The organism is Pseudomonas gingeri (genome assembly GCF_013386115.1).
Taxonomy (GTDB): domain Bacteria; phylum Pseudomonadota; class Gammaproteobacteria; order Pseudomonadales; family Pseudomonadaceae; genus Aquipseudomonas; species Aquipseudomonas gingeri.
This window is the reverse complement of the sequence record NZ_JACAOR010000013.1, coordinates 39430-63085: the sequence shown is the minus strand read 5'-3', so window position 1 is coordinate 63085 and position 23656 is coordinate 39430. Positions and strand designations below refer to the sequence as shown.

At 63.9% G+C, this 23656-nt stretch carries 29 protein-coding genes; 11 read left to right on the top strand and 18 right to left on the bottom strand.

The window, feature by feature from the left end; all coding sequences use genetic code 11:
- Positions 1–162: 162 nt before the first annotated feature.
- On the bottom strand, positions 163–885 hold the full coding sequence (mtgA, locus tag HX881_RS24375; RefSeq protein WP_017124868.1) for a monofunctional biosynthetic peptidoglycan transglycosylase: 723 nt from the start codon (positions 883–885) through the stop codon (positions 163–165).
- A 70-nt stretch (positions 886–955) separates the two neighbouring features.
- On the opposite strand from mtgA, the gene HX881_RS24370 reads away from it, so the two are divergent.
- From HX881_RS24370 to trmB, 4 genes are all read left to right on the top strand, one after another.
- On the top strand, positions 956–1327 hold the full coding sequence (locus tag HX881_RS24370) for a DUF423 domain-containing protein (RefSeq protein ID WP_177087060.1): 372 nt from the start codon (positions 956–958) through the stop codon (positions 1325–1327).
- 90 nt (positions 1328–1417) lie between these two features.
- Positions 1418–1618 (top strand): sulfur carrier protein ThiS, encoded by a 201-nt coding sequence (gene thiS / locus HX881_RS24365; RefSeq protein ID WP_017124866.1) that lies wholly within the window; start codon positions 1418–1420, stop codon positions 1616–1618.
- A gap of 65 nt (positions 1619–1683) precedes the next feature.
- Complete coding sequence (locus HX881_RS24360) at positions 1684–2478, top strand: thiazole synthase (RefSeq protein ID WP_017124865.1); 795 nt, start codon at positions 1684–1686, stop codon at positions 2476–2478.
- A gap of 9 nt (positions 2479–2487) precedes the next feature.
- Entirely contained in the window at positions 2488–3213 is a 726-nt protein-coding gene (trmB, locus tag HX881_RS24355) for a tRNA (guanosine(46)-N7)-methyltransferase TrmB (RefSeq protein WP_103032759.1), read from the top strand.
- A gap of 156 nt (positions 3214–3369) precedes the next feature.
- On the opposite strand, the gene HX881_RS24350 is transcribed toward trmB, so the two are convergent.
- From HX881_RS24350 to HX881_RS24310, 9 genes are all read right to left on the bottom strand, one after another.
- Positions 3370–3693, bottom strand: a complete 324-nt coding sequence (locus tag HX881_RS24350; RefSeq protein ID WP_017124863.1) for a DUF3392 domain-containing protein — start codon at positions 3691–3693, stop codon at positions 3370–3372.
- Positions 3694–3702: 9 nt separating this feature from the next.
- Positions 3703–4905, bottom strand: a complete 1203-nt coding sequence (hemW, locus tag HX881_RS24345; RefSeq protein WP_246356574.1) for a radical SAM family heme chaperone HemW — start codon at positions 4903–4905, stop codon at positions 3703–3705.
- Positions 4902–5498, bottom strand: coding sequence for an RdgB/HAM1 family non-canonical purine NTP pyrophosphatase (gene rdgB / locus HX881_RS24340; protein ID WP_042934810.1), 597 nt, complete (start codon positions 5496–5498; stop codon positions 4902–4904). The genes hemW and rdgB overlap by 4 nt, the downstream gene beginning before the upstream one ends.
- A complete protein-coding gene (locus tag HX881_RS24335; protein WP_177087058.1) occupies positions 5495–5926 on the bottom strand; it encodes a DUF4426 domain-containing protein in 432 nt (143 codons plus the stop codon). The genes rdgB and HX881_RS24335 overlap by 4 nt, the downstream gene beginning before the upstream one ends.
- A 26-nt stretch (positions 5927–5952) precedes the next feature.
- Positions 5953–6573, bottom strand: coding sequence for a methionine biosynthesis protein MetW (gene metW / locus HX881_RS24330; RefSeq protein ID WP_017124858.1), 621 nt, complete (start codon positions 6571–6573; stop codon positions 5953–5955).
- Positions 6574–6580: 7 nt separating this feature from the next.
- Positions 6581–7720 (bottom strand): homoserine O-succinyltransferase MetX, encoded by a 1140-nt coding sequence (gene metX / locus HX881_RS24325; protein WP_017124857.1) that lies wholly within the window; start codon positions 7718–7720, stop codon positions 6581–6583.
- 204 nt (positions 7721–7924) lie between these two features.
- Positions 7925–8515, bottom strand: coding sequence for a YggT family protein (locus HX881_RS24320; protein WP_017124856.1), 591 nt, complete (start codon positions 8513–8515; stop codon positions 7925–7927).
- Between the two features lie 18 nt (positions 8516–8533).
- The gene (proC, locus tag HX881_RS24315; RefSeq protein WP_103032757.1) at positions 8534–9352 is read right to left on the bottom strand and encodes a pyrroline-5-carboxylate reductase; all 819 of its coding nucleotides are present in this window, start codon (positions 9350–9352) and stop codon (positions 8534–8536) included.
- A 33-nt stretch (positions 9353–9385) separates the two neighbouring features.
- The gene (locus HX881_RS24310) at positions 9386–10072 is read right to left on the bottom strand and encodes a YggS family pyridoxal phosphate-dependent enzyme (protein ID WP_017124854.1); all 687 of its coding nucleotides are present in this window, start codon (positions 10070–10072) and stop codon (positions 9386–9388) included.
- Between the two features lie 56 nt (positions 10073–10128).
- Between HX881_RS24310 and HX881_RS24305 the strand changes: the two genes are divergently transcribed.
- Together HX881_RS24305 and HX881_RS24300 are read left to right on the top strand one after the other, a co-directional pair.
- Complete coding sequence (locus tag HX881_RS24305; RefSeq protein WP_017124853.1) at positions 10129–11163, top strand: type IV pilus twitching motility protein PilT; 1035 nt, start codon at positions 10129–10131, stop codon at positions 11161–11163.
- Positions 11164–11274: 111 nt separating this feature from the next.
- Complete coding sequence (locus tag HX881_RS24300) at positions 11275–12381, top strand: PilT/PilU family type 4a pilus ATPase (RefSeq protein ID WP_177087056.1); 1107 nt, start codon at positions 11275–11277, stop codon at positions 12379–12381.
- 145 nt (positions 12382–12526) lie between these two features.
- On the opposite strand, the gene HX881_RS24295 is transcribed toward HX881_RS24300, so the two are convergent.
- Positions 12527–13186, bottom strand: a complete 660-nt coding sequence (locus HX881_RS24295) for a C40 family peptidase (protein WP_177087054.1) — start codon at positions 13184–13186, stop codon at positions 12527–12529.
- Positions 13187–13437: 251 nt separating this feature from the next.
- On the opposite strand from HX881_RS24295, the gene HX881_RS24290 reads away from it, so the two are divergent.
- On the top strand, positions 13438–13857 hold the full coding sequence (locus HX881_RS24290) for an NINE protein (RefSeq protein WP_017124850.1): 420 nt from the start codon (positions 13438–13440) through the stop codon (positions 13855–13857).
- 163 nt (positions 13858–14020) lie between these two features.
- On the opposite strand, the gene HX881_RS24285 is transcribed toward HX881_RS24290, so the two are convergent.
- The 7 genes from HX881_RS24285 to gshB form a co-directional block, all read right to left on the bottom strand.
- Entirely contained in the window at positions 14021–15292 is a 1272-nt protein-coding gene (locus HX881_RS24285) for a dihydroorotase (protein ID WP_177087052.1), read from the bottom strand.
- The gene (locus HX881_RS24280; protein ID WP_103032755.1) at positions 15289–16293 is read right to left on the bottom strand and encodes an aspartate carbamoyltransferase catalytic subunit; all 1005 of its coding nucleotides are present in this window, start codon (positions 16291–16293) and stop codon (positions 15289–15291) included. The genes HX881_RS24285 and HX881_RS24280 overlap by 4 nt, the downstream gene beginning before the upstream one ends.
- A gap of 23 nt (positions 16294–16316) precedes the next feature.
- Positions 16317–16823 carry a bifunctional pyr operon transcriptional regulator/uracil phosphoribosyltransferase PyrR gene (gene pyrR, locus HX881_RS24275; protein ID WP_177087050.1) on the bottom strand — a complete coding sequence of 169 codons (507 nt, stop codon included), beginning with the start codon at positions 16821–16823 and terminating at the stop codon, positions 16317–16319.
- 68 nt (positions 16824–16891) lie between these two features.
- Positions 16892–17332 (bottom strand): Holliday junction resolvase RuvX, encoded by a 441-nt coding sequence (ruvX, locus tag HX881_RS24270; RefSeq protein WP_103032754.1) that lies wholly within the window; start codon positions 17330–17332, stop codon positions 16892–16894.
- Positions 17332–17901: a YqgE/AlgH family protein gene (locus HX881_RS24265; protein ID WP_177087048.1), complete on the bottom strand. Its 570-nt coding sequence runs from the start codon at positions 17899–17901 to the stop codon at positions 17332–17334. Before HX881_RS24265 ends, ruvX begins: the two co-directional genes overlap by 1 nt.
- Before the next feature lie 139 nt (positions 17902–18040).
- Positions 18041–18940 carry an energy transducer TonB gene (locus tag HX881_RS24260; RefSeq protein WP_177087046.1) on the bottom strand — a complete coding sequence of 300 codons (900 nt, stop codon included), beginning with the start codon at positions 18938–18940 and terminating at the stop codon, positions 18041–18043.
- A 77-nt stretch (positions 18941–19017) separates the two neighbouring features.
- Positions 19018–19971, bottom strand: a complete 954-nt coding sequence (gshB, locus tag HX881_RS24255; RefSeq protein WP_042934799.1) for a glutathione synthase — start codon at positions 19969–19971, stop codon at positions 19018–19020.
- Between the two features lie 249 nt (positions 19972–20220).
- On the opposite strand from gshB, the gene pilG reads away from it, so the two are divergent.
- The 4 genes from pilG to HX881_RS24235 are packed head-to-tail and all read left to right on the top strand — an operon-like array spanning position 20221 to position 23652.
- Complete coding sequence (gene pilG / locus HX881_RS24250; protein WP_017124841.1) at positions 20221–20628, top strand: twitching motility response regulator PilG; 408 nt, start codon at positions 20221–20223, stop codon at positions 20626–20628.
- Between the two features lie 45 nt (positions 20629–20673).
- The gene (gene pilH / locus HX881_RS24245; RefSeq protein ID WP_042934830.1) at positions 20674–21039 is read left to right on the top strand and encodes a twitching motility response regulator PilH; all 366 of its coding nucleotides are present in this window, start codon (positions 20674–20676) and stop codon (positions 21037–21039) included.
- Positions 21040–21051: 12 nt separating this feature from the next.
- Positions 21052–21591: a chemotaxis protein CheW gene (locus tag HX881_RS24240; RefSeq protein WP_177087044.1), complete on the top strand. Its 540-nt coding sequence runs from the start codon at positions 21052–21054 to the stop codon at positions 21589–21591.
- A 3-nt stretch (positions 21592–21594) separates the two neighbouring features.
- Positions 21595–23652, top strand: coding sequence for a methyl-accepting chemotaxis protein (locus tag HX881_RS24235; protein WP_017124838.1), 2058 nt, complete (start codon positions 21595–21597; stop codon positions 23650–23652).
- Positions 23653–23656: the final 4 nt, after the last annotated feature.

Below are 23656 nucleotides of genomic sequence, written 5' to 3'. Positions count from 1 at the left end.
CCTGATCTGATCGGGGCGTTTTTGTATGCAAGGGTCAAGTCCTGTGGTGCGGCTGAAGGCCCATTCGCGGGCAAGCCCGCTCCCACGGGGATGTGGGCGTCTTCCCATTGTGGGAGCGGGCTTGCCCGCGAAGGCCTCCTTCCAGTCACCGCCCTATCCGGGCTACAGCGCCCAGGGCGCCCTGCGCGAGTTATTCAATCCCACCAGGTACTCATCGCCGCCCAGCTGGCTCATCTGCTGGCGAATCCAGCCGGCGCGGCGCGCCACGTAGGTGCTCGGATGGCTGGCACTCCACTCGCGGGGATTGGGCAGTACCGCCGCCAGCAGGCTTGCCTGCTGGCGCGACAGGGCCGCGGCGCTGATACCAAAGTGATGTCGTGCGGCCGCCTCGGCGCCAAACACGCCTTCGTCCCACTCGACGCTGTTGAGGTACACCTCGAGAATCCGCTGTTTGGGCCACATCACTTCGATCAGCGCGGTAAACCAGGCTTCCAGCCCCTTGCGCAGGTAGCTGCGGCCGGACCAGAGGAACAGGTTCTTCGACACCTGCTGGCTGAGGGTACTGGCGCCGCGGATCGAGCCGCCGCGCTCGTTATGGGCGAACGCGGCCTGGATCGCGCCGAAATCGAAGCCCCAGTGCTCTGGGAACTTCTGGTCCTCGCCGGCCATCACCGCCACCTTGAGGTCGTCGGAGATCTGGTCCCAGGGTTTCCAGGTGCGTTGCAGGTCGATCGGCTCGCCGTCGGTCCACGATTCGATCTTGCGCTCGACCATCAGCGCGGTGCCCGGTGGCGGCACCCAGCGGAACAGCAACACCAGCAGTACGCTCGCGATGGCGAACCACTTCAGGGCGGTGGTGAGGCGACGGAAAAGAAAACGCAGCATAGAGATGGCTTGGCCGGGGCGTGGGAGCGGGCCATTATACAGACCCTGTGCCCCCTGAATGGAGTTCGTCATGCTGCGTGGTTTTCTGCTGCTCGCCGCGTTTTTCGGTTTCACCGGTGTCGCCCTCGGCGCCTTCGCCGCCCATGGCCTGAAGAACCGCCTGAGCGCGGACTACCTGGCGATCTTCCATACCGGCGTCAGCTACCAGTTGATCCATGCCCTGGCGCTGTTCGGTGTCGCCCTGCTGGCCACGCATATCCCGGGGCGGCTGGTGACCTGGGCCGGCGTATCGTTCACGGTGGGTATCCTGCTGTTTTCCGGCAGCCTGTACCTGCTGACCCTGACCGGCGTGAGCAAGCTGGGCATCATTACCCCGTTCGGCGGCCTGGCGTTTCTGCTCGGCTGGTTCTGCCTGGGCCTCGCCGCCTGGCGCCTGGCTTGACTGCCGGGTCCATTTCAAGACGAATGGCTTGGGTCGCCCGGACTGATCGGGCTAGAATGCTGGCCCCTAAAAATGATGGCAGCCCGGCGCATGCGCATTCAATTGAACGGTGAATCCTTTGAACTGCCCGACGGCGAAACCGTCGCGGCATTGCTGACCCGGCTCGACCTGACCGGGCGGCGGGTAGCGGTGGAGCTGAACCTGGATATCGTCCCGCGCAGCCAGCATGCCGACACCGCCCTGCGTGAAGGCGATCAGGTCGAAGTGGTGCACGCCATCGGTGGCGGTTGAGCCCGCCTGCGGTCCCGCGTCCTGATCCACCCTGCAAGCCCTCAACCTTTCAAGAGGATTTCCGAATGAGCACCGTTCGCAGCGACAAGCCCTTCGTGCTGGCCGGCCGTACCTTCCAGTCCCGCCTGTTGGTCGGCACCGGCAAATACCGCGACATGGAAGAAACCCGCCTGGCCATCGAGGCCTCGGGGGCCGAGATCGTCACCGTGGCCGTGCGCCGCACCAACCTGGGCCAGAACCCGGGTGAACCGAACCTGCTGGATATCCTGCCACCGGATCGCTACACCATCCTGCCGAACACCGCCGGTTGCTACGATGCCATCGAGGCCGTGCGCACCTGTCGCCTGGCCCGTGAACTGCTGGATGGGCACAACCTGGTGAAGCTGGAAGTCCTGGCCGACCAGAAGACCCTGTTCCCCAACGTGATCGAAACCCTCAAGGCCGCCGAAGTGCTGGTCAAGGAAGGCTTCGACGTGATGGTCTACACCAGCGACGACCCGATCATCGCCCGCCAGCTGGCGGAAATCGGCTGCATCGCGGTCATGCCGCTGGCCGGCCTGATCGGCACTGGTCTGGGGATCTGCAACCCGTACAACCTGCAGATCATCCTGGAAGAAGCGAAGATCCCCGTGCTGGTGGATGCCGGCGTCGGTACGGCTTCCGACGCCACCATCGCCATGGAACTGGGCTGCGAAGCGGTGCTGATGAACTCGGCCATCGCCCATGCCCAGCAACCGATCCTGATGGCCGAAGCCATGAAGCACGCCATCGTTGCCGGCCGCCTGGCCTACCTCGCCGGCCGCATGCCGAAAAAACTCTATGCCAGCGCTTCCTCTCCGCTGGATGGTCTGATCAAGTAAGAGCCTTTGATGACTGAATCGAACGACACGCCAGTTTCCACGGAAGACGGCGAAGAGCGCCAACACCGCCGCATCAAGAGTTTCGTGATGCGCGCCGGGCGCATGACCGAAGGCCAGCAGAAGGGCCTGGAGCAGGGTGCGCCACTGTTCGTCCTGCCGCTGGCCGATGCGCCGGTGGATTTCGACCAGGTGTTCGGCCGTTCCGCGCCGCGTTCCCTGGAAATCGGTTTCGGCATGGGCCATTCCCTGCTGGAAATGGCGGCGGCTGCGCCGGAGCAGGACTTTATCGGCGTTGAAGTGCATCGTCCGGGCGTTGGCGCGCTGCTCAATGGCGTGCTGACCCAGGGTCTGAAGAACCTGCGGGTCTACGACTGCGACGCCATCGAAGTGCTCAACCGCTGCGTGGCAGACAACAGCCTGGACCGGCTGATGCTGTTTTTTCCGGATCCGTGGCACAAGAGCCGTCATCACAAGCGTCGTATCGTCCAGGCCTCCTTCGCCGAGCTGGTGCGCAGCAAGCTGAAGGTCGGCGGGATCCTGCACATGGCCACCGACTGGGAGCCCTATGCCGAATACATGCTGGAAGTGATGAATGTCGCGCCGGGTTACCGCAACCTGGCCGAAGACGGCAAATGCGTACCACGCCCGGCCGAGCGCCCGATCACCAAGTTCGAACGCCGTGGCGAGCGCCTGGGACACGGGGTCTGGGACCTGAAGTTCGAGAAGCTGGCCTGAGACCCGTGGCGGCGAGGTGAGTCGGAGCCCGCACTCACCCACAGCGCAACCTTTGTGGGAACTGGCTTGCCGGCGATGACGTCCGCAAGATCAACGCCAAACCCACTGGCCTCATCGCCGGCAAGCCACCCACAGTGACCGCGTTAACCCTCAGAGTCAGCGCCGGTCCGCCACCACCCCGATCAGCACCAGTACCACCAGCAGCACCGGCGCGAGGCTGTAGTTGTTGAACTGGCTCAGGCCGCGTACCACCCAGGGCGTGGCATAGATCAAGGCCAGGCCGCTGCCGATCATGCACAGCAGCGCCATCAGCGGCACGCGCAGGGCGCCGGCGATGCTGCCCAGGCGCTGATCGACCCAACCCTTGATATCCGCGCCAAACAGCACCAGCAGGCAGCCTACCAGTGCCAGGGAAATTTCCGACAGGTTGCTGCGGCTCCAGCGTGACACCGTGGCGAGCAGGTCGAGTACCAGGTCCATGGGGTTTCCTTAGGTCAAGAAGTATTGCAGCAGGTCATTGAGAAACAGCTGGCCACGGGCGGTCGCCGCCAGGCGTGTGGGTTCGACCTGCAACAGGCCGCTTTGTTCTGCCTCGGCCCGCCCTTCGCTCAAGCTGTCGAGGGCAAGCCCGGTGCGCTGGGCAAACAGGACCGCATCGACACCCTCGGTCAGCCGCAGGGCATTCATCAGGAACTCGAACGGCAACTCGTCGTTGCCCAGGGCTTTCTCTCCGGCCTTGAAGCTCTTGGCCGGGTTCAGGTAGTCCTTGGGCAGGCGGGTTTTCCAGGTACGGACAATGCGTCCGTCCGGGTGGCTGAGCTTGCCGTGGGCCCCGGCACCGATGCCGATGAAGTCGCCAAAGCTCCAGTAATTGAGGTTGTGCCGCGCCGCCCGTCCGGGCTGGGCATAGGCCGAGACCTCGTATTGGGCGTAGCCGTGCTCGGCCAGCAGGGCCTGCCCGGCTTCCTGGATATCCCACAGAGTGTCGTCTTCGGGCAGCGTCGGCGGCTGGTTCCAGAACACGGTATTGGGCTCCAGGGTCAACTGGTACCAGGACAGGTGCGTCGGCTTCAGCGCGATGGCCTGGCGCAGGTCGTCGAGGGCGTCCTCCAGGGACTGGTCGGGCAAGCCGTGCATCAGGTCCAGGTTGAAGTTGTCGAAGCCGGCCTGGCGCGCCATGTCCGCCGCCCGCACGGCTTCGCCGCCGGTATGGATGCGCCCCAGGGCCTTGAGCTTTTCTTCCTGGAAACTCTGGATGCCGATCGACAGCCGATTGATCCCCAGTTGCCGGTAGGCGACGAATTTTTCCTGTTCGAAGGTCCCGGGATTGGCTTCCAGGGTGATTTCGATATCGCCGGCGAACGGGATGCGCGCCTCGACGCCCTTGAGCAGGCGTCCCAGCGCCTGGGCGCTGAACAGGCTCGGCGTACCGCCACCGAAGAAGATCGAGCTCAGTTCACGGCCATGGGCGGCGTGCAGGTCCTGGTCGAGGTCGGCCAGCAGCGCGTCGACATACTCTTCTTCCGGCAGCACTGGGCTGGCGGCATGGGAGTTGAAGTCGCAATACGGGCATTTGCGCACGCACCAGGGAATATGGATGTACAGCGCCAGGGGCGGCAACTGCGGCAACGCCGCCCGAGGAGGTTGCGCACCGCCATGGATCAGCGGCTGCGCGGAAGAAGTCCGGGTCATTTCAGGCCCAGGCGTTGCCGCAGCAGGGCCATGGCGCGGGCGCGGTGGCTGAGCTGGTTCTTTTCCACCGGGTTCAGTTCGGCGCTGGAGCAGTCGCGCTCGGGCACCCAGAACAGCGGATCGTAGCCGAAACCGTGTTCGCCGCTGGCGGCGGTGAGGATGCGCCCGTGCCACAGGCCTTCACAGAGGATCGGCAGCGGATCGTCGGCGTGCCGCACCAGGGCCAGGACGCAGACGAACTGGGCGCCGCGCTCGGCCTGCGGGACATCCTTGAGGGCGTCCAGCAGCTTGGCGTTGTTCGCCGCGTCGCCCTGGCCGTCGGCGTAGCGGGCCGAGTAGATCCCCGGCGCACCGCCGAGGAAGTCCACCGCCAGGCCGGAATCGTCGGCCAGCGCCGGCAAGCCGGAAATACGCGCGGCGTTGCGGGCCTTGAGGATGGCGTTCTCGACGAACGACAGGCCGGTCTCTTCCGGCTCGACGCTACTGAACTCGCCGATCGAGCGCAGTTGCACCGAGTCGCCGAGCATGGCCTGGAGTTCCTTGAGTTTGCCGGCGTTATGGCTGGCCAATACGAGCTGCTTGAGGTTCATCATTCGCCGGGGAAAAGCTCTTGGTTGAAATTGATGGTGTTGACCTTGTCGCCGTTCTGCACCTTGATTTCAAAGGTGCGGGTTTCCTGCTGCTCCACCGGGTACTGGGCGATGTAGTAGATCGCGCCCTGTTCGGTGACCTGGCGGAAGTTCAGCGTCACGGTCTTGCTGGTCAGGTCTTTGATCGTGCCGGTGACGTTGGCGACCGACGGTTTGCCGCCCTTGATCACCGAGACGTTGATCACGCCCTGGTTCTTGCTGCGGATCAGCTCGGCGGCCTTGGCGATGTCCGGCTGCAGGTACGTGGAGTTGAAAGTGTTGTAGTGCACCGTCACGTCGCCGAAGGTTTCCTGGCGTTCGCTCTTGATGACATCCGCCGCCATGGCGCCGAGGCTCAGGCAGGCGGTTAACAACAACGCTAAACGACCCATGATCGTTCTCCTCGAAATGTGGTGATTCACACCGCGATCTGGTGTTCCAGCAGGCCGGGGCTGCTGACGCGGTAGATGCCGATCTCACCTAACAGATTAGGCCATAGCTTGCTCGCCCACCCGTGGCGGTGCTGTTGATCCACGGCCAGCCGATCAATGACCTTGGCTTCACGTTCGCGGCACAGTTCTTCAAAGTCCTCGAATGTGCAGAAGTGGATGTTCGGCGTGTTGTACCAGGTGTACGGCAGGAATTCCGAGACCGGCATCCGGCCCTTGCTCGCCAGGTACCAGCGGCAGCGCCAGTGCCCGAAGTTGGGGAAGGTGATGATGCACTGGCGGCCGACCCGGAGCATTTCGTCGAGGATCTTGTCCGGGTAATGCACGGCCTGCAGGGCCTGGGTCATGACCACGATGTCGAAACTGTTGCTGGCGAAGTTGCCCAGGCCCTTGTCCAGGTCCTGCTCGATGACGTTGATGCCCTTGGCCACGCACTCGGCGATGTTGTCCGGGTCGTTTTCCAGGCCGTAGCCGGTGACCTGCTTGTTGTCGCGCAGCCAGGTCAGCAGTTCGCCGTCGCCGCAACCGAGGTCGAGCACGCGGCTGCCGGCGGGGATCCACTCTTGGATGATTTCCAGGTCGGCTCTCATGGCGTTCTCACACTTCAACTCGGTTCATGTAGTTACCGAACGCCTGCAGATAACGCGGGATCGGAATCAGGAAGGCGTCGTGGCCTTGCGGGGCGTCGATTTCCAGGTAGCAGACGTCCTTGCGCGCCGCCATCAGCGCGTCGACCAGCTCCCGCGAGCGGGCCGGGGAGAAGCGCCAGTCGGTGGTGAAGGACATCACGCAGAACTTGGCCCGGGCGTTGGCGAAGGTCTTCGCCAGGTCGTCGTCGAAGTTCGCCGCCGGATCGAAGTAGTCCAGGGCCTTGGTCATCAGCAGGTAGGTATTGGCGTCGAAGCGCCCGGAAAACTCTTCACCCTGGTAGCGCAGGTAGCTTTCGACCTGGAACTCGACGCTGTGGAAGTCGTAGTTGAGCTTCTCGCTCTTGAGCCCCCGGCCGAATTTCTCGCCCATGGAGTCGTCGGACAGGTAGGTGATATGGCCGACCATCCGCGCCAGCATCAGGCCGCGCTTGGGGATCACACCGCGTTCCTGGAAAGAACCGCCGTGGAACTCCGGATCGGTGAGGATCGCCTGGCGCGCCACTTCGTTGAAGGCGATGTTCTGTGCCGACAGCTTCGGTGCCGAGGCGATCGCCAGGCAATGGCGCACGCGATCCGGGTAGGTGATGGTCCATTGCAGCGCCTGCATGCCGCCCAGGCTGCCACCGATCACGGCGGCCCATTGGCCGATACCCAGGCGGTCGGCGAGGCGGGCCTGGCTGTGGACCCAGTCTTCCACGGTCAGCACCGGGAAGTCGGCGCCGAAGGGCTTGCCGGTCTCGGGGTTGAGGCTGCTCGGGCCGGTGGAACCGTTGCAGCCGCCGAGGTTGTTCAGGCTGACGACGAAGAACTTGTTGGTGTCGATGGGCTTGCCGGGACCGATGCAACTGTCCCACCAGCCGGGCTTGCGCTCGTCGGCGCTGTGATAGCCCGCCGCGTGATGATGGCCGGACAGGGCATGGCAGATCAGCACGGCATTGCTCGCCGTGGCGTTGAGGCTGCCGTAGGTTTCGTAGATCAGGTCGTAGGCGGGCAGGGAGCGACCGCAGGCCAGGGCCAGGGGTTCGCTGAAATGTGCCGTTTGCGGCACGACCAGCCCGACGGAATCGTGGGGAAAGACAGTGGACATCAACCCTGCTCACGCTTGAATGAGGCGTAAGTCTAATGAGCGGGGGGATCAGCGGCAAGCAGCGAGACCGCGGTGTGTACTGCTGGCGGCTGTATGAACATCGTGGGAGCCGGCTTGCTGGCGATAGCGGCGCGTCAGGCGACAATGATGTCGGCTGTCAGACCGCAATCGCCAGCAAGCCGGCTCCCACGAGGCAGGGTGGGGTCAGATCAACCGGAACAACACCTCGGGCATGCCGCTCATCACCGCCAGCGGTGGAATCACGTAGCTCTGCAGTAACTGGATGACCAGGAACGCGAGGATCGGCGAGATATCCAGCCCGCCCAGGTTCGGCACGATCTTGCGGAACGGCGCCAGGGCCGGTTCGCTGATCTGGAACACCAGTTCGGCCGCCGGACTGTGGCTGCCCGGGGCGACCCAGGAGAGGATCACGCTGATGATCATGGCGAAGAAGAACACCTTGAGGAACAGCGAGGTGACGCCGATGATCGCCCAGATCAGCAGGTAGCCGATATTGCCGGTCACGCCGTAGCTCAGCAGCAGGATCACCGCCATCAGCAGCATCTGCACGATGATCGCCAGCACCAGCGAGGACATGTCCAGGCCGAAGAGGCTGGGAATGATCCGGCGCAGTGGCTTGAGCAGCGGCTGGGTGGCCTTGACGGTGAACTGGCAGAGCGGGTTGTAGAAGTTCGCCCGCACCAGTTGCAGGATGAAACGCAGCAGAACCACCAACAGGTACAGGCTGCCCAGGGTCTGGATGACAAAAATGGCAGCGCTATTGAGTGCAAACATTAAGTGTTCCCTCGAGGATTACTGGCCGAGTTGCTCGGCCATTTCGGCCGAACGCCGGGCGGCGGCGCCGAGCGCCTGTTCTACCAGGGCTTCGAAGCCGCCGGCCTGGAAGGTCTTGATCGCGGCTTCGGTGGTGCCGGCCGGCGAGGTCACCCGACGGCGCAGCTCGGCGGCGTCGACATCGCTGGCGACAGCCATGTGGGCGGCACCCAGGGCCGTCTGCTGGCTCAGCTGGGTGGCGACCTCGCGGGACAGGCCGAGTTTCTCGCCGGCGGCGGTCATGGCCTCGATCAGCAGGAAGAAGTACGCCGGGCCGCTACCGGATACCGCGGTGACCGCGTCCAGTTGCTGCTCTTCGTCCAGCCACAGGGCGGTGCCGACGGCTGACAGCAGGGTCTGTGCCTGCTGGCGTTGCCCGGCGGAGACCTGCCCGGTGGCGAACAGGCCGCTGACACCCTTGCGCAGCAGCGCCGGGGTATTGGGCATGCAGCGCACGATCGGCTGGGCGCCGAGCCAGTTGTTCATGCTCGCGCAGGTGATGCCGGCGGCAATGGACACCACCAGCTGATGGGGCTTGAGGTGCGGGCGCAGGGCCTCGCACACGGCTTTCATGGCTTGCGGCTTGACCGCCAGCACCACCACGTCGGCCCCTTCGATGGCCTCGGCGTTGTCGGCGAACACTTCGATACCGTGTTCGGCCTGGACCCGCGCGCGGGTCTCGGCGCCCGGATCGCTGGCGCGAATCAGCGCGGCATCCAGACCTTCGGCCCGCAGGCCGCCGATCAGGCTGGCCGCCATGTTGCCGGCACCGATGAAAGTGATTCGATTATTGCTCATGACGGATCCTTTGAACGAGTGTGTAAGGCCATTTCAGGCCTGGCCGTAGTCGCGGGCACCAAACAGCGCGGTACCGATCCGCACCCAGGTGGCGCCCTGGGCAATGGCCGATTCGAGATCGTGGCTCATGCCCATGGAAAGTGTGTCTAGCGGCAGGTGCAGGCTGTCTTGCAAAGTCCGCACGGTGGCGAACGCGGCGTCTTGTGCGGCACGCTCTTCGGTGGGTTCGGGAATCGCCATCAGCCCGCGCAGGACCAGGTTCGGCAAGGTGCCGATGGCCGCGACCAGGGCCGGCAGGTCGGCCGGTGCGCAGCCGGACTTGCTGGCTTCGCCGCTGACATTGACCTGGATGCAGATATTCAGCGGCGCCAGTTCGGGCGGACGCTGTTCGGACAGGCGTTGTGCGATTTTCAGGCGATCCACGGAGTGCACCCAGTCGAAATGCTCGGCAATGGCTCGAGTTTTGTTCGATTGAATGGGGCCGATAAAGTGCCAACACAAGGGCAGGTCGGTCAATTCGGCCTGCTTGCCGAGGGCTTCCTGCAGGTAGTTCTCGCCGAAATCCCGCAGTCCGGCGGCATGGGCTTCACGCACGGCCGCGGCGGGCTTGGTCTTGCTCACGGCGAGCAGGTGGATATCGGCGGCATCGCGGCCACAGGCCAGGGCGGCGGCACTGATACGGGCTGCAACGGAGGCAATGTTGTCTGCTATCGTGGTCATTCAATTTCGCCAGCAGGTCAAAAGTCTGCGGCATTCTACCTGTATTGGGGAGTCTCATGGATATCACCGAGCTGCTGGCCTTTAGCGCCAAACAGGGCGCGTCGGACTTGCACCTCTCGGCCGGGCTGCCGCCGATGATCCGGGTCGATGGTGACGTGCGCCGGATCAACCTGCCGGCGCTGGACCACAAGCAGGTCCACGACCTGATCTACGACATCATGAATGACCGCCAGCGCAAGGATTTCGAGGAGTTCCTGGAAACCGACTTCTCCTTCGAGGTGCCGGGCGTGGCGCGTTTCCGGGTCAACGCCTTCAACCAGAACCGTGGTGCGGGCGCGGTCTTCCGGACCATTCCGTCGAAAGTCCTGACCATGAATGACCTGGGCATGGGCGAGGTGTTCCGCAAGATTACCGAGGTTCCTCGTGGCCTGGTGCTAGTGACTGGCCCAACCGGTTCGGGTAAATCGACCACCCTGGCGGCGATGATCGACTACCTGAACAACAACAAGCACCACCATATCCTGACCATCGAGGACCCGATCGAATTCGTCCACGAGTCGAAGAAGTGCCTGGTCAACCAGCGTGAAGTGCACCGCGACACGCAGAGTTTCTCCGCCGCCCTGCGCTCGGCCCTGCGGGAAGACCCGGATGTGATCCTGGTGGGCGAGATGCGCGACCTGGAAACCATTCGCCTGGCACTGACCGCCGCCGAAACCGGCCACCTGGTGTTCGGCACGCTGCACACCACCTCCGCGGCGAAGACCATCGACCGGGTGGTCGACGTGTTCCCGGCGGAAGAGAAATCCATGGTCCGCTCGATGCTCTCCGAATCCCTGCAGGCGGTGATTTCCCAGAGCCTGCTGAAAAAGGTCGGCGGCGGACGGGTCGCGGCCCATGAAATCATGCTCGGCACCCCGGCGATCCGTAACCTGATCCGCGAGGACAAGGTGGCGCAGATGTACTCGTCGATCCAGACTGGCGGCTCCCTGGGTATGCAGACCCTGGACATGTGCCTCAAGGATCTGTTGGCCAAGGGCCTGATCACCCGCGATAACGCCCGGGAGAAGGCAAAGATTCCCGACAACTTCTAGGCCCTGACGAAAACCGCCTGATCGCCGCCCGGCGAGTTTTTGTGAGGCCCGAAGACGCTGGAGCTTCTACGCTGTCACACAGGTAATGCCTGAACTGACGCGGAGAAGCTCATGGAGTTCGAGAAACTGCTGCGCCTGATGGTGGAGAAGGGCGGTTCCGACCTGTTTATCACCCCGGGACTGCCACCGTCGCTGAAGGTCAACGGCCAGATCCTGCCGGTGACCCGCAACCCGCTGACCCAGGAACAGACCCACGACGCGGTGTTCGGACTGATGAGCGAGCGCCAGAAGCTCGACTTCACCCACCTGCACGAGTGCAATTTCGCCATCCATCCCAAGGGCATCGGCCGCTTCCGCGTGAGCGCCTTCTACCAGCGCAACCAACCGGGCATGGTGCTGCGGCGGATCGAAACGCAGATTCCGCAACTGGCCGACCTGAAGCTGCCGGAGGTCATCGAGCAACTGGCGCTGCTCAAGCGCGGGCTGGTGATGTTCGTCGGCGCCACCGGCACTGGCAAGTCGACGTCCCTGGCGGCGATGATCGGTCACCGCAACCAGCAGGGCAGCGGTCATATCGTCACCGTCGAGGACCCCATCGAATTCATCCACGAACACCAGAACTGCATCATCACCCAGCGCGAAGTGGGCATCGATACCGATTCCTACGAGGTGGCGCTGAAAAATACCCTGCGCCAGGCACCGGACCTGATCATGATCGGTGAAGTCCGCACCCGCGAAACCATGGGCCATGCCCTGTCCTTCGCGGAAACCGGGCATCTGTGCCTGGCGACCCTGCACGCGCCGAATGCCGACCAGGCGCTGGAGCGGATCATCAACTTCTTCCCGGTGGACCGGCATCCGCAGATCTGGATGGAACTGTCCCTCAACCTGCGCGCCATCGTCGCCCAGCAACTGATTCCGACGCGGGACGGCACCGGCAGGCGGGCGGTGGTGGAAGTGCTGTTGAACACGCCGCTGATGGCCGACCTGATCCGCAAGGGCGAGATCAAGGAGCTCAAGTCGCTGATGAAACGCTCGACCGAACAGGGCATGCAGACCCTGGACCAGGCGTTGTACGTGTTGTACCAGGAGGGCGCGATCAGCTACCGCGATGCGCTGGCCTATGCGGATTCGGCCAATGACCTGCGGTTGATGATCAAGCTGGAGAAGGGCGCGGGTAGCGAGACATCGGCTGACTTGAGCCTGAACCCGGAGTAAGCGAGGTGATGAGGCATTGAGCGTATTGATCGTTCCCACGCTCTGCGTGGGAATATCTCACGGGACGCTCTGGGTCCGCCCTGGATCTGTGACGCGGAGCGTCACGGGCTGCGTTCCCACGCGGAGCGTGGGAACGATCATGGGATCAGCGCTGAACAACCCGCAGGTGGCTGTTCTGTTCTTTCGGGATCACTCGCTTGGCGATCGCGTAGTGGCTGTCCCAGTAGGGTTTCTTCAGCGTGTCGATGGTCACGGCCTTGCCGCGACGTGGGGCATGGATGAAACGGTCGTTGCCCAGGTAGATGGCGACGTGGTTGACCTTGCGGCTCTTGATGTTGAAGAACAGCAGGTCGCCCGGCTTCAGGTCCTTGCGATCGACTTTCAGGCCGTGGCCGGCGGCCATGGCGTTGGAGGTGCGCGGCAGGTCGCCGGCGGCCACGCCGTTGAAGGCATACTTGACCAGTCCGCTGCAGTCGAAGCCCTTGCTCGGGCTGCTGCCGCCCCAGCGGTAAGGGGTGCCCAGCACGTTCACCGCGCGGCTCAGCACAGCGCTGCTCTGCTTGGCGTTCGGTGCTCCGGCGACAGCCGTGGTGGTGACCACGCCGTGCTTCACCTTGAGCGAGCTGGCATGCTTGCCCGGGTGCTTGGCGGAGGGAACGCTGATCTCGGACAGCGTGGCAACGGTTGCAGGTGACTTTGCGGTATGACCGTTGACGTTGGGAAGACGTTGCTCACGATTGGTGGCGTGGGCGGCCAGTGGCATCAAAAGGCAAATGGTCAGCCATGTCTTGAAAAATGGTCGCATTAGGCAAGGCTCATATGGGTTAGCGCGCAACTTTATAACAGCTTTTTGGTCATTTCCGAGGCCGTTTGTCGATTCTATACAGGGGGCAAAACCGCTCCGGGACAGCGAAAACAGACCGGTGGGTCACGCGCAAGTCAGGCCCCACAAGGCTTTCAGCCATTTTCAGCAAGAGTTTGTTACATGTTTTGAGACAGTAAAAAAGTCACACGAAATGACGAAAAATTTATCTATCGGGCTCAGAGAGGTCACTTATGAACAGCTATCGGCAGGATGGCGCGCCAGCGAGTACCCACAACGTTTTACTCGGGTATCTGCTGTGGATTTTCGGTTTTACCGGTTCTCACCGCTTCTATTACGGCAAGCCGATCACCGGCACGATCTGGTTTTTTACCCTGGGTCTTCTGGGTATCGGCTGGCTGATCGATGTGTTCCTGATTCCAGCCATGGATCGTGAAGCCGACCTGCGCTTCACCCCGGGTCCGCTGGACTACAACGTCGCCTGGTTGCTGCTGACCTTCCTTGGCGTGCTGGGCGTGCACCGGATGTACCAGGGCAAGTGGCTGACCGGCTTGCTGTACCTGGTGACGGGCGGGTTGTTCTTCCTGGGTGTCTTGTATGACTTCTGGACGCTGAACGACCAGGTGTCGCTGAAGAACAGCGGGCGGGGCTGAACCCGGGAGTCTGTGAGTCGGGCTTAGGATCGTTCCCACGCTCCGCGTGGGAGTGCAGATCGTGACGCTCTGCGTCACACAAGCGGACGCAGAGCGTCCTGAGAGGCGTTCCCACGCAGAGCGTGGGAACGATCGACCTCTGCGCCGCAGCGCTGCTCCGGTGTCAGGCCTGGTGGGTGATCCGTCCGTCCATCAGCGTGTAGCGCACGGTTCCCGGCAAGGCGTGGCCGATGAACGGACAGTTCTCGCCGCGGGACAGCCAGTGTTCGCCGGCCACGGTCGAAGTGCTCGGATCGAACAACACCAGGTCGGCCGCCGCACCCACCGTCAGCTTGCCCGCCGGCAGGCGCAGGGCGTCGGCCGGGCCGGCGCTCAGGCGCGCGAGCAGGGTCGGCAGGTCCAGCAGGCCATCTTCCACCAGGGTCAACGCCAGCGGCAGCAGCAGCTCGACGCTGCTGATACCCGGTTCGGTCGCGCCGAACGGGGCCAGCTTGGCGTCCCGCTCATGGGGCTGGTGATGGCTGGAAATCGCCTGGACCACCCCGGATTTCACCGCTTCGCGCAGGCCGTCGCGGTCGGCGCGGGTGCGCAGCGGCGGTTGCACGTGATAGAGGCTGGAGAAATCGATCAGCGCTTCGTCGGTCAGGATCAACTGATACAGCGCCACATCGGCGGTGACCCGCAGGCCCCGCGCCTGCGCCTGGGCGATCAGCGCCACGCCGCGGGCGCTGGTCAGCTGGCTGAAGTGCGCCCGTACGCCGGTCTGTTCCACCAGCAGCAGGTCGCGGGCCAGTGCCACGGTTTCCGCGGTTTCCGGGATCCCCGGCAAGCCTAGGAAGCTGGCGGTCGCGCCTTCGTGGGCCAGGCCGCCTTCGGCCAGGTCATGGTCCTGGGAATGGAACACCACCGTCAGGTCGAAGGTTGCCGCGTAATCCAGCGCCCGGCACAGGGTGCGGCTGTTGCGGAAACTGTCCAGGCCGTTGCCGAAGGCCACGCAGCCGGCATCGCGCAAGGCAACCAGCTCTGCCAGTTGCTCGCCGTCGAGGCCCTTGCTCAGCGCGCCGATCGGGAACACCTTGGTATTGCCGGCCTCGCGGGCACGGTCGAGGATCAGCTCGGCCACGGCCGAGGTGTCCAGCACCGGTTTGGTCCGGGGCGGGCAGCACAGGCTGGTGACACCACCGGCGGCGGCGGCCCGGGTTTCACTGGCGATGCTGCCCTTGCGGCTGTAGCCCGGCTCGCGCAGGGCGACGTTGAGGTCCACCAGCCCGGGGGCGGCGACCAGGCCCTTGGCGTCGATGGTTTCACTGGCGGCGAAGCCCGCCGGGGCGGCGCCGATGGCAATGATCTTGCCGGCTTCCAGGTGCAGATCGGTAACTTGATCCAGGCCACTGCTTGGATCGATGACGCGGGCGCCGAGAATGCTGAGCTTCACTGGGCGTTCTCCTGCTCGAATTGGCGCTGGGCGGTCTGTCCGCTCATGGCCATGGACAACACGGCCATGCGCACGGCGATACCGTAGGTGACTTGATTGAGGATGACCGAACGCGGACCGTCGGCCACCGCCGACTCGATCTCCACGCCGCGGTTGATCGGGCCCGGGTGCATCACGATGGCGTCCGGCCGGGCACCGGCCAGGCGCGCGGTGGTCAGGCCGAACAGGCGGTAGAACTCGCCTTCGCTGGGCAGCAGGCCGCCGGTCATGCGTTCACGCTGCAGGCGCAGCATGATCACCACGTCGACATCCTTCAGGCCCTCGGCGAGGTCGGTGTAGACCTTCACGCCATATTGCTCGATACCGATCGGCAGCAGGGTTTTCGGGGCGATCACGCGGATATCCGGGCAGCCCAGGGTCTTCAGCGCGAGCATGTTCGAGCGCGCGACCCGCGAGTGCAGGATGTCGCCGACAATCGCCACGGAGAGGTTTTCGAAGCCGCCCTTGTGCCGGCGGATGGTCAGCATGTCGAGCATGCCCTGGGTCGGGTGGGCATGGCGGCCGTCGCCGCCGTTGATGATCGCCACCTGCGGGCAGACGTGTTCGGCGATGAAGTGCGCGGCACCGGAGTCGCCGTGGCGTACCACGAACATGTCGGCGGCCATGGCCTCGAGGTTGCGCAGGGTATCGAGCAGGGTTTCGCCCTTGCTCGCGGACGAGGTCGACACGTTCAGCGTGATCACGTCCGCCGACAGCCGCTGGGCCGCCAGTTCGAAGGTGGTGCGGGTACGGGTGGAGTTCTCGAAGAACACGTTGCACACGGTCTTGCCGCGCAGCAGCGGGACTTTCTTCACCGCCCGGGCGCCGACTTCGAGGAAGGAGTCGGCGGTATCGAGGATCTCGGTCAGCAGCTCGCGGCGCAAACCGTCAAGCGACAGGAAGTGGCGCAGCTGGCCCTGATCATTGAGCTGCAGGGGGCGCTTGGCGTCTGGAGGCGTCATCGCAAGGGACTCTTTTTAGGTGCTTAAAGGGCCAGGTCTTGAAGTTCAAGTTGGAGCGGTGCGGGGCCGGACAATTTTACCCGTTCCGTGGGCGCCAGTGACAGGGTCGCGCCCACCACATTCGGCCGGATCGGCAACTCGGCGGCGTCCAGGTCCAGCAGGCAGACCAGGGTCACGCTGGCCGGGCGGCCATAGTCGAACAGTTCGTTGAGGGCGGCGCGGATGGTCCGGCCACTCATCAGCACATCGTCGATCAGCACCAGGTGCTGGCCTTCGATCTCGAACGGCAGCTCGGAGGGGCGTACCTGCGGGTGCAGGCCGTTCTGGCTGAAGTCGTCGCGGTAGAAGGAAACGTCCAGGGTGCCCAGCGGCGAATCGCTGTCCAGCGCCTTGAGCAGCGCCTGCGCGACCCACACGCCACCGGTGCGGATGCCGATATAGCGCGGGGTGTCGATGGCGCGCTGTTGCAGGTGGGCCTTGAGGCGGATGGCCATCTGGTCGATCAGTTCGGCGGGATTGGGCAGGCTCATGGTGGCTCCTTCAAGGGCCCCGCCCGGCAAGCGCGGCGAGGGCTGAAACGGTGGGGCGTGAAACGCCTTCAGGATTCTGGGGGTGCAGGGTTTTCTTCGATCCAGCTTTGCAGCAGCAGCTTGGCGGCGATGGCGTCCACCGGGTTGTCGCGATAGGTGCCTTTCTGTCCGCCCTTGGCCATGCGCTCGCCCTTGGCCTCGAACGTGGTCAGGCGTTCATCCTGGGTGAAGAACGGCACGTTGTAGCGACCGTTGAGCCGGCGGGCGAATTTTTCCGCCCGGGCGCACATTTCGCTGGGGGTGCCGTCCATGTTCAGGGGCAGGCCGACCACCACGGCATCGGGTTTCCACTCCTTGATGAGGGCTTCGACCTGGTTCCAGTCGGGAATGCCGTTCTGCGCTTTGAGCGTACAAAGCTCGCGGGCCTGGCCGGTGATCATCTGGCCGACGGCGACACCGATCTGCCGGGTCCCGTAGTCGAAGCCCAGCAGCAGGCGGATATTGGCCATCAGGCGTGGCCCGCCTGGCTGGTGAGCAGGCTGAGATTGACGCCCAGCCGGGCGGCGGCGGCGGCCAGGCGTGCATCGCTGTCGGTTTCGAAGAGGATGTCCGGGGAAAACGGGCAGGTCAGCCAGGCGTTATCGGCCAGTTCGGCTTCCAGTTGCCCGGCTTCCCAGCCGGCATAGCCGAGGGCGATCAGGCTGCGCTCCGGGCCGATGCCGTCGGCGATGGCGAACAGCACGTCCTGGGACGTCGACAGCGCCAGGCCTTCGAGTTCGACGGTGGCCTGGTAGGTCTTGCCGATCGGATGCAGGACAAAGCCGCGATCGGTCTGCACCGGGCCGCCGGAGTAGATCGGCACATGCTGGCAGAGGACGGGCGGATCGATGTCCGGGCGCAACTGTTCGAGGATATCGGCCAGGTTCAGCGATTGTGGGCGGTTGATAACCAGTCCCATGGCACCGTTCGCGGTGTGCTCGACGATGTAGGTCAAGGTCTGCGCGAAATTCGGGTCGGCCATATGCGGCATGGCGATCAGGAAGTGATGCTTGAGGTAAGTCGGGGTGAGGTTTTTCATGAGCCCTAGTGTGGCGTTGGGCGGGCAAGCTGACAAGCGGCGTACGCGGACTTGTTGTTCAACGGAGGGCCTTGCCGGTGCCAACGGCTTCGGGGGCAAGCCCCCTCCCACAGGTTTTCCTGCAGGTTCTCACGGGTTCTCAGTTGCTGGACAGCTTGTCTCCCCGGGCGAAACGCCAGGTGCGGATGATTTCCAGGCGGTCGATATCCGACAGGTCGCCGGTAAAGGGCGCGAAGGGGGCCGCCAGGCGCACGATGCGCTGGGCCGCCTGGTCCAGCAGGGGCTGGCCGGAGGATTCCAGGACCAGCACTTCATACAGCGAACCGTCGTGGTTGATCGAGACCATCAGCCGCAGGTTGCCGTAGATCTGCTGGCGCCGTGCTTCCTCGGGATAGTTGAGGTTGCCGATCCGCTCGACCTTCTTGCGCCACTCGTCCTTGTACCAGGCGCCTTTGTCGCGCATGGTCGAGGCGGCGCTGAGGCGGTGGATGCGCGGGCGCTTGGCGTACAACTGCTGTTCCTTGGCCAGTTCCGCCTCCAGGCTGGCGATATCGCTGGACAGCTGCGAGCTGTCGAAGGTCGGTGTTTCGGCCTTGGGCGTGACTTCGGTCCGGGTTTCCTCGCGTTTGGTCACGGTTTTCCTGGGTTTTGGCGCCACGGTGGCGACAGCGGCCTTGGGCGCGGCTTCCTTGATTTCCTGCTTGGCCGGTGGCGGCGGGGTCACTTTGTTGACGATGTTGTCCTGGAACGGCGCGACCTCGGTGGTGGTGGGGATCGCCTTCTTGTCCAGGGTGCCGCTGCCCTGCTGGTTTTCCTGGGCGATAAAGTCGGCCTTGGCAGGCTTGGTTTCGCTCTTGAAGGTGGCCAGGGTGATTTCCAGGGTCCTGCTGATCTGCTTGGGCTCGACGAAGCTGAAACCGATGCCGAGGATCAGCGCCAGGTGGATCAGGGCGGCGAGAAACAAGGTAAAGCCGAGCCGATCGGCCGGGCGCACGCCGGTGCGGGAGAGTTCGGAGGGCAGATCGGCGGGGAGTGTCATGACCAGGAAACCAACATCACGCGTATCAGAGGCGATGCATGATAACGCAATGTTGGTTTCATCTCGGCTGTTCTACATCAACGGCTTTTGAGCTTCTGCTCGATGGCATCCATCAGCAGGCCGCCGATATTGGTGCCGAAGGCATTGTCGATTTCGCGGATGCAGGTAGGGCTGGTGACGTTGATTTCCGTCAGGTGCTCGCCGATCACGTCGAGGCCGACGAACAGCAGGCCTTTTTCGCGCAGGGTCGGGCCGACCTGGGCAGCGATCCAGCGGTCGCGGTCGGTCAGCGGACGGGCTTCGCCACGACCGCCGGCCGCCAGGTTGCCGCGGGTTTCGCCGGCAGCCGGGATCCGCGCCAGGCAATACGGCACCGGTTCGCCATCGATCATCAGGATGCGCTTGTCACCGTCCTTGATCCCCGGCAGGTAGGCCTGGGCCATGATCTGCTGGGTGCCGAGGGCGGTCAGGGTCTCGAGGATCACCGACAGGTTCGGGTCGCCGACACGGTGCCGGAAGATCGAGGTGCCGCCCATGCCGTCCAGCGGCTTGAGGATCACGTCACCGTGCCTGGCGGCGAATTCGCGCAGGACATCGGCCCGACGGCTGACCAGGGTCGGCGGCGTGCAGTGCGGGAACTGGGTGGCGAACAGCTTTTCGTTGCAGTCGCGCAGGCTCTGGGGCTTGTTCACCACCAGCACGCCGGCGCGCTCGGCCTGTTCCAGCAGGTAGGTGGAGTAGACGAACTCCATGTCGAACGGCGGGTCCTTGCGCATCAGGATCACGTCCAGATCGCTCAGGGCCGCGTCGGTCTCGGCTTCCAGCTCGAACCAGTGCTCGGGGTTGGCGAACACCTTCAAGGGTTTCATCCGTGCCCGGGCCACGCCAGCATCTTGATAAAGGTCCTGCTGTTCCATGTAGAACAGCGTCCAGCCGCGCTCCTGGGCGGCCAGCAACATGGCCAGCGAGCTGTCCTTCTTATAGGAGATGCTGGCGATGGGGTCCATGACAATCCCGAGACGAACGCTCATGGGCTATATCCTCTGTTGGCCGTGAAGGCCGCGATGGCTTGAAAAAGTGGCGTCAGAGTGGCGCTACACCGATTCCCGGTCAAGGAAAAACCGCCTCTGGCAGCCGCGCCGAGGCCGCTCATGGATTGCGTGGGGAGACTGTGCTAAAAAGGTTCGCATCCTGTACGAAATCCTTCCACATCAAGGGTTTCGCGCCCGGAAACCGGGTATCCGTAGAAAACGAGTCGCTGTGGCGATGGTAGAGCAGATATGGAACAGCATTCCACAGCCTTGAAAGTCATGGTCATCGATGACTCCAAGACGATTCGTCGCACGGCCGAAACGCTGCTCAAGCATGTCGGTTGCGAAGTCATCACGGCCATCGACGGTTTCGATGCGCTGGCCAAGATTGCCGATCATCATCCGGGCATCATCTTCGTCGACATCATGATGCCGCGCCTGGATGGTTATCAGACCTGCGCCCTGATCAAGAACAACAGTGCGTTCAAGTCGACGCCGGTGATCATGCTGTCGTCCAAGGACGGCCTGTTCGACAAGGCCAAGGGGCGCATCGTCGGCTCCGACCGCTTCTTGACCAAGCCCTTCAGCAAGGAAGAGCTGCTGGATGCGATCAAGGCCCATGTGCCGGGATTCGCGGCAGTGGAACAAGCACATTGACGGGTGGCCGGTGGGCCGCCCTCTTTATAAGAAATGGGGAACACCATGGCACGCATCCTGATCGTCGATGATTCGCCGACTGAAATGTACAAACTGACCGGCATGCTGGAAAAGCACGGCCATGAAGTCCTCAAGGCCGAGAACGGCGCCGACGGCGTGGCCCTGGCCCGGCAGGAAAAGCCCGACGCGGTCCTGATGGACATCGTCATGCCCGGCCTCAACGGTTTCCAGGCGACCCGCCAGTTGACCAAGGACCCGGAAACCGCGGCGATCCCGGTGATCATCATCACCACCAAGGATCAGGAAACCGACAAGGTCTGGGGTACGCGCCAGGGCGCCAGGGACTACCTGACCAAGCCGGTCGACGAAGAGACCCTGCTCAAGACCCTGAACAACGTCCTGGCCGGTTGACGGCCGGCGCCCATGGCTGAATCGCAGACCGCCTTCCAGCTGTTGCTGGAAATCGACCAGCGCTGCCGGCTGCTGGCGGCGGACCTGCCGTCCCAGGAAACCCGCCAGGACACCTGGAGCGGCATCGGTTTTCGGCTCGGCGAGCAGTGGTACGTGGCGCCGATGGGCGAAGTGGCCGAGGTTCTCCATGAGCCGCGCTACACCCTGCTGCCGGGGGTGAAGCCCTGGGTCAGGGGCGTCGCCAACCTGCGCGGGCGGTTGTTGCCGATCATGGACCTGTGCGGCTTCTTCGGGCATGAGTTGTCGCCGTTGCGCAAGCAGCGGCGGGTACTGGTGCTGGAGTACAAGGAGGTGTTCGCCGGCCTGCTGGTGGATGAGGTGGCGGGCATGCAGCACTTTCCCCAGGGCAGCCGGCAGATGCATTCGGTCGAGCGCCCGGAACTGGTGGTGGCGCCCTTTGTGCAGGGCTGTTTCGAACGTGGGCGCAACTGGTGGGTGTTCAGCCCGTTTGTCCTGGCACAGGCGCCGGGTTTTCTCGAAGTGGCGGTCTGATCGATGATTAAAGCCAAAACCAGCAAGCCGGAAGAGGCTTCGCGTAGTCGTTCGCAGATCATCGTGCTGTTTATCGCGCTGATCGTGTTCATCATGCTGTTGTTCGCCAACTTCGCGTACCTGAACACCCAGTCCAACTACGACAAGCAGTACATCAGCCACGCCGGCGAACTGCGGGTGCTGTCCCAGCGTATCGCCAAGAACGCCACCGAGGCCGCTTCCGGCAAGGCCGCGGCGTTCAAGCTGCTCAGCGATGCGCGCAACGACTTCGCCCAGCGCTGGGGCTACCTGAAGAAAGGCGACCCGGCCACCGGCCTGCCCGCCGCGCCACCGGTGGTGCGCAGCGAAATGCACGCGGTGCAGCAGGACTGGGAAAGCCTGCTGAAGAACACCGATGCGATCCTTGCCAGCGAACAGACCGTGTTGTCCCTGCACCAGGTGGCCGCGACCCTGGCCGAAACGGTGCCGCAGCTGCAGGTCGAGTACGAAAAGGTCGTGGAAATCCTCCTGCAACGCGGTGCGCCGGCGGCCCAGGTGGCCATGGCCCAGCGCCAGTCGTTGCTCGCCGAGCGCATTCTCGGCGCGGTGAATACCGTGCTGGCCGGGGATGAAACCGCGTCCCAGGCCGCCGATGCCTTCGGGCGTGACGCGGCGCGCTTCGGCCAGGTGCTCAATGGCATGCTGCAGGGCAATGCGGCGCTGAAGATTTCCCAGGTCGAAGACAAGGACGCCCGCGCCCGTCTCGGCGATATTGCCGAACTCTTCCAGTTCGTCTCCGGTTCCGTCGACGAAATTCTCGAGACGTCGCCGGAACTGTTCCAGGTCCGCGAGTCCGCCAGCAATATCTTCAGCCTTTCGCAAACCCTGCTGGACGAGGCCTCGCACCTGGCCAACGGTTTTGAAAACCTGGCGGGCGGGCGTTCCCTCGACACCATCGGCGGTTATGTCCTCGGCCTGCTGGCGCTGGCCTCAATCATCCTGATCGGCCTGGTGATGGTGCGCGAGACCAACCGGCAACTGCATGAGACCGCGGAAAAGAACGAGCGCAACCAGCACGCGATCATGCGCCTGCTGGATGAAATAGAAGACCTGGCCGACGGTGACCTGACCGTGACCGCCTCGGTGACCGAAGACTTCACCGGGACCATCGCCGACTCGATCAACTATTCGGTGGACCAGTTGCGCGACCTGGTCGCGACTATCAACCTCACCGCCGGCCAGGTGGCCGCCGCCGTGCAGGAAACCCAGGCCACCGCGATGCAACTGGCCGAAGCCTCCGAGCACCAGGCCCAGCAGATCAGCGAGGCGTCTGCCGCCATCAGCGACATGGCCGAGTCCATCGACCAGGTATCGGCCAACGCCGCCGAATCCTCGGCGGTGGCCGAGCGCTCGGTGGAAATCGCCAACAAGGGCAACGAGGTGGTGCACAACACCATTCACGGCATGGACAATATCCGTGAGCAGATCCAGGACACCGCCAAGCGCATCAAGCGGCTCGGCGAGTCTTCCCAGGAGATCGGCGATATCGTCAACCTGATCGACGACATTGCCGACCAGACCAATATCCTCGCCCTCAACGCGGCGATCCAGGCGTCCATGGCCGGCGATGCCGGGCGTGGCTTCGCGGTGGTCGCCGACGAAGTCCAGCGCCTGGCCGAACGCTCTTCCGCCGCCACCCGGCAGATCGAGACCCTGGTGCGGGCGATCCAGGCCGATACCAACGAAGCGGTGATTTCCATGGAGCAGACCACCACCGAAGTGGTGCGTGGCGCCCGCCTGGCGCAGGACGCCGGTGTGGCCCTGGAGGAAATCGAAGGCGTCTCGAAGACCCTGGCGGCGCTGATCCAGAGCATTTCCAACGCGGCCCAGCAACAGACCTCGTCGGCGGGGCAGATCTCGTTGACCATGAACGTGATCCAGCAGATCACCACCCAGACCTCATCCGGCTCGACCGCCACCGCCGACAGCATTGGCAACCTGGCGAAAATGGCCAGCCAGCTGCGACGCTCGGTCTCCGGCTTCACCTTGCCCCAGGCGCAAGATGCGCGTGAAACCCGGTAGTGCA

What these genes read in the sequence shown, in the direction of transcription:
- mtgA (WP_017124868.1), bottom strand. Translation starts at nt 885, where the DNA reads ATGCTGCGTTTTCTTTTCCGTCGCCTCACCACCGCCCTGAAGTGGTTC.
- HX881_RS24370 (WP_177087060.1), top strand. Translation starts at nt 956, where the DNA reads ATGCTGCGTGGTTTTCTGCTGCTCGCCGCGTTTTTCGGTTTCACCGGT.
- thiS (WP_017124866.1), top strand. Translation starts at nt 1,418, where the DNA reads ATGCGCATTCAATTGAACGGTGAATCCTTTGAACTGCCCGACGGCGAA.
- HX881_RS24360 (WP_017124865.1), top strand. Translation starts at nt 1,684, where the DNA reads ATGAGCACCGTTCGCAGCGACAAGCCCTTCGTGCTGGCCGGCCGTACC.
- trmB (WP_103032759.1), top strand. Translation starts at nt 2,488, where the DNA reads ATGACTGAATCGAACGACACGCCAGTTTCCACGGAAGACGGCGAAGAG.
- HX881_RS24350 (WP_017124863.1), bottom strand. Translation starts at nt 3,693, where the DNA reads ATGGACCTGGTACTCGACCTGCTCGCCACGGTGTCACGCTGGAGCCGC.
- hemW (WP_246356574.1), bottom strand. Translation starts at nt 4,905, where the DNA reads ATGACCCGGACTTCTTCCGCGCAGCCGCTGATCCATGGCGGTGCGCAA.
- rdgB (WP_042934810.1), bottom strand. Translation starts at nt 5,498, where the DNA reads ATGATGAACCTCAAGCAGCTCGTATTGGCCAGCCATAACGCCGGCAAA.
- HX881_RS24335 (WP_177087058.1), bottom strand. Translation starts at nt 5,926, where the DNA reads ATGGGTCGTTTAGCGTTGTTGTTAACCGCCTGCCTGAGCCTCGGCGCC.
- metW (WP_017124858.1), bottom strand. Translation starts at nt 6,573, where the DNA reads ATGAGAGCCGACCTGGAAATCATCCAAGAGTGGATCCCCGCCGGCAGC.
- metX (WP_017124857.1), bottom strand. Translation starts at nt 7,720, where the DNA reads ATGTCCACTGTCTTTCCCCACGATTCCGTCGGGCTGGTCGTGCCGCAA.
- HX881_RS24320 (WP_017124856.1), bottom strand. Translation starts at nt 8,515, where the DNA reads ATGTTTGCACTCAATAGCGCTGCCATTTTTGTCATCCAGACCCTGGGC.
- proC (WP_103032757.1), bottom strand. Translation starts at nt 9,352, where the DNA reads ATGAGCAATAATCGAATCACTTTCATCGGTGCCGGCAACATGGCGGCC.
- HX881_RS24310 (WP_017124854.1), bottom strand. Translation starts at nt 10,072, where the DNA reads ATGACCACGATAGCAGACAACATTGCCTCCGTTGCAGCCCGTATCAGT.
- HX881_RS24305 (WP_017124853.1), top strand. Translation starts at nt 10,129, where the DNA reads ATGGATATCACCGAGCTGCTGGCCTTTAGCGCCAAACAGGGCGCGTCG.
- HX881_RS24300 (WP_177087056.1), top strand. Translation starts at nt 11,275, where the DNA reads ATGGAGTTCGAGAAACTGCTGCGCCTGATGGTGGAGAAGGGCGGTTCC.
- HX881_RS24295 (WP_177087054.1), bottom strand. Translation starts at nt 13,186, where the DNA reads ATGCGACCATTTTTCAAGACATGGCTGACCATTTGCCTTTTGATGCCA.
- HX881_RS24290 (WP_017124850.1), top strand. Translation starts at nt 13,438, where the DNA reads ATGAACAGCTATCGGCAGGATGGCGCGCCAGCGAGTACCCACAACGTT.
- HX881_RS24280 (WP_103032755.1), bottom strand. Translation starts at nt 16,293, where the DNA reads ATGACGCCTCCAGACGCCAAGCGCCCCCTGCAGCTCAATGATCAGGGC.
- pyrR (WP_177087050.1), bottom strand. Translation starts at nt 16,823, where the DNA reads ATGAGCCTGCCCAATCCCGCCGAACTGATCGACCAGATGGCCATCCGC.
- ruvX (WP_103032754.1), bottom strand. Translation starts at nt 17,332, where the DNA reads ATGGCCAATATCCGCCTGCTGCTGGGCTTCGACTACGGGACCCGGCAG.
- HX881_RS24265 (WP_177087048.1), bottom strand. Translation starts at nt 17,901, where the DNA reads ATGAAAAACCTCACCCCGACTTACCTCAAGCATCACTTCCTGATCGCC.
- HX881_RS24260 (WP_177087046.1), bottom strand. Translation starts at nt 18,940, where the DNA reads ATGACACTCCCCGCCGATCTGCCCTCCGAACTCTCCCGCACCGGCGTG.
- gshB (WP_042934799.1), bottom strand. Translation starts at nt 19,971, where the DNA reads ATGAGCGTTCGTCTCGGGATTGTCATGGACCCCATCGCCAGCATCTCC.
- pilG (WP_017124841.1), top strand. Translation starts at nt 20,221, where the DNA reads ATGGAACAGCATTCCACAGCCTTGAAAGTCATGGTCATCGATGACTCC.
- pilH (WP_042934830.1), top strand. Translation starts at nt 20,674, where the DNA reads ATGGCACGCATCCTGATCGTCGATGATTCGCCGACTGAAATGTACAAA.
- HX881_RS24240 (WP_177087044.1), top strand. Translation starts at nt 21,052, where the DNA reads ATGGCTGAATCGCAGACCGCCTTCCAGCTGTTGCTGGAAATCGACCAG.
- HX881_RS24235 (WP_017124838.1), top strand. Translation starts at nt 21,595, where the DNA reads ATGATTAAAGCCAAAACCAGCAAGCCGGAAGAGGCTTCGCGTAGTCGT.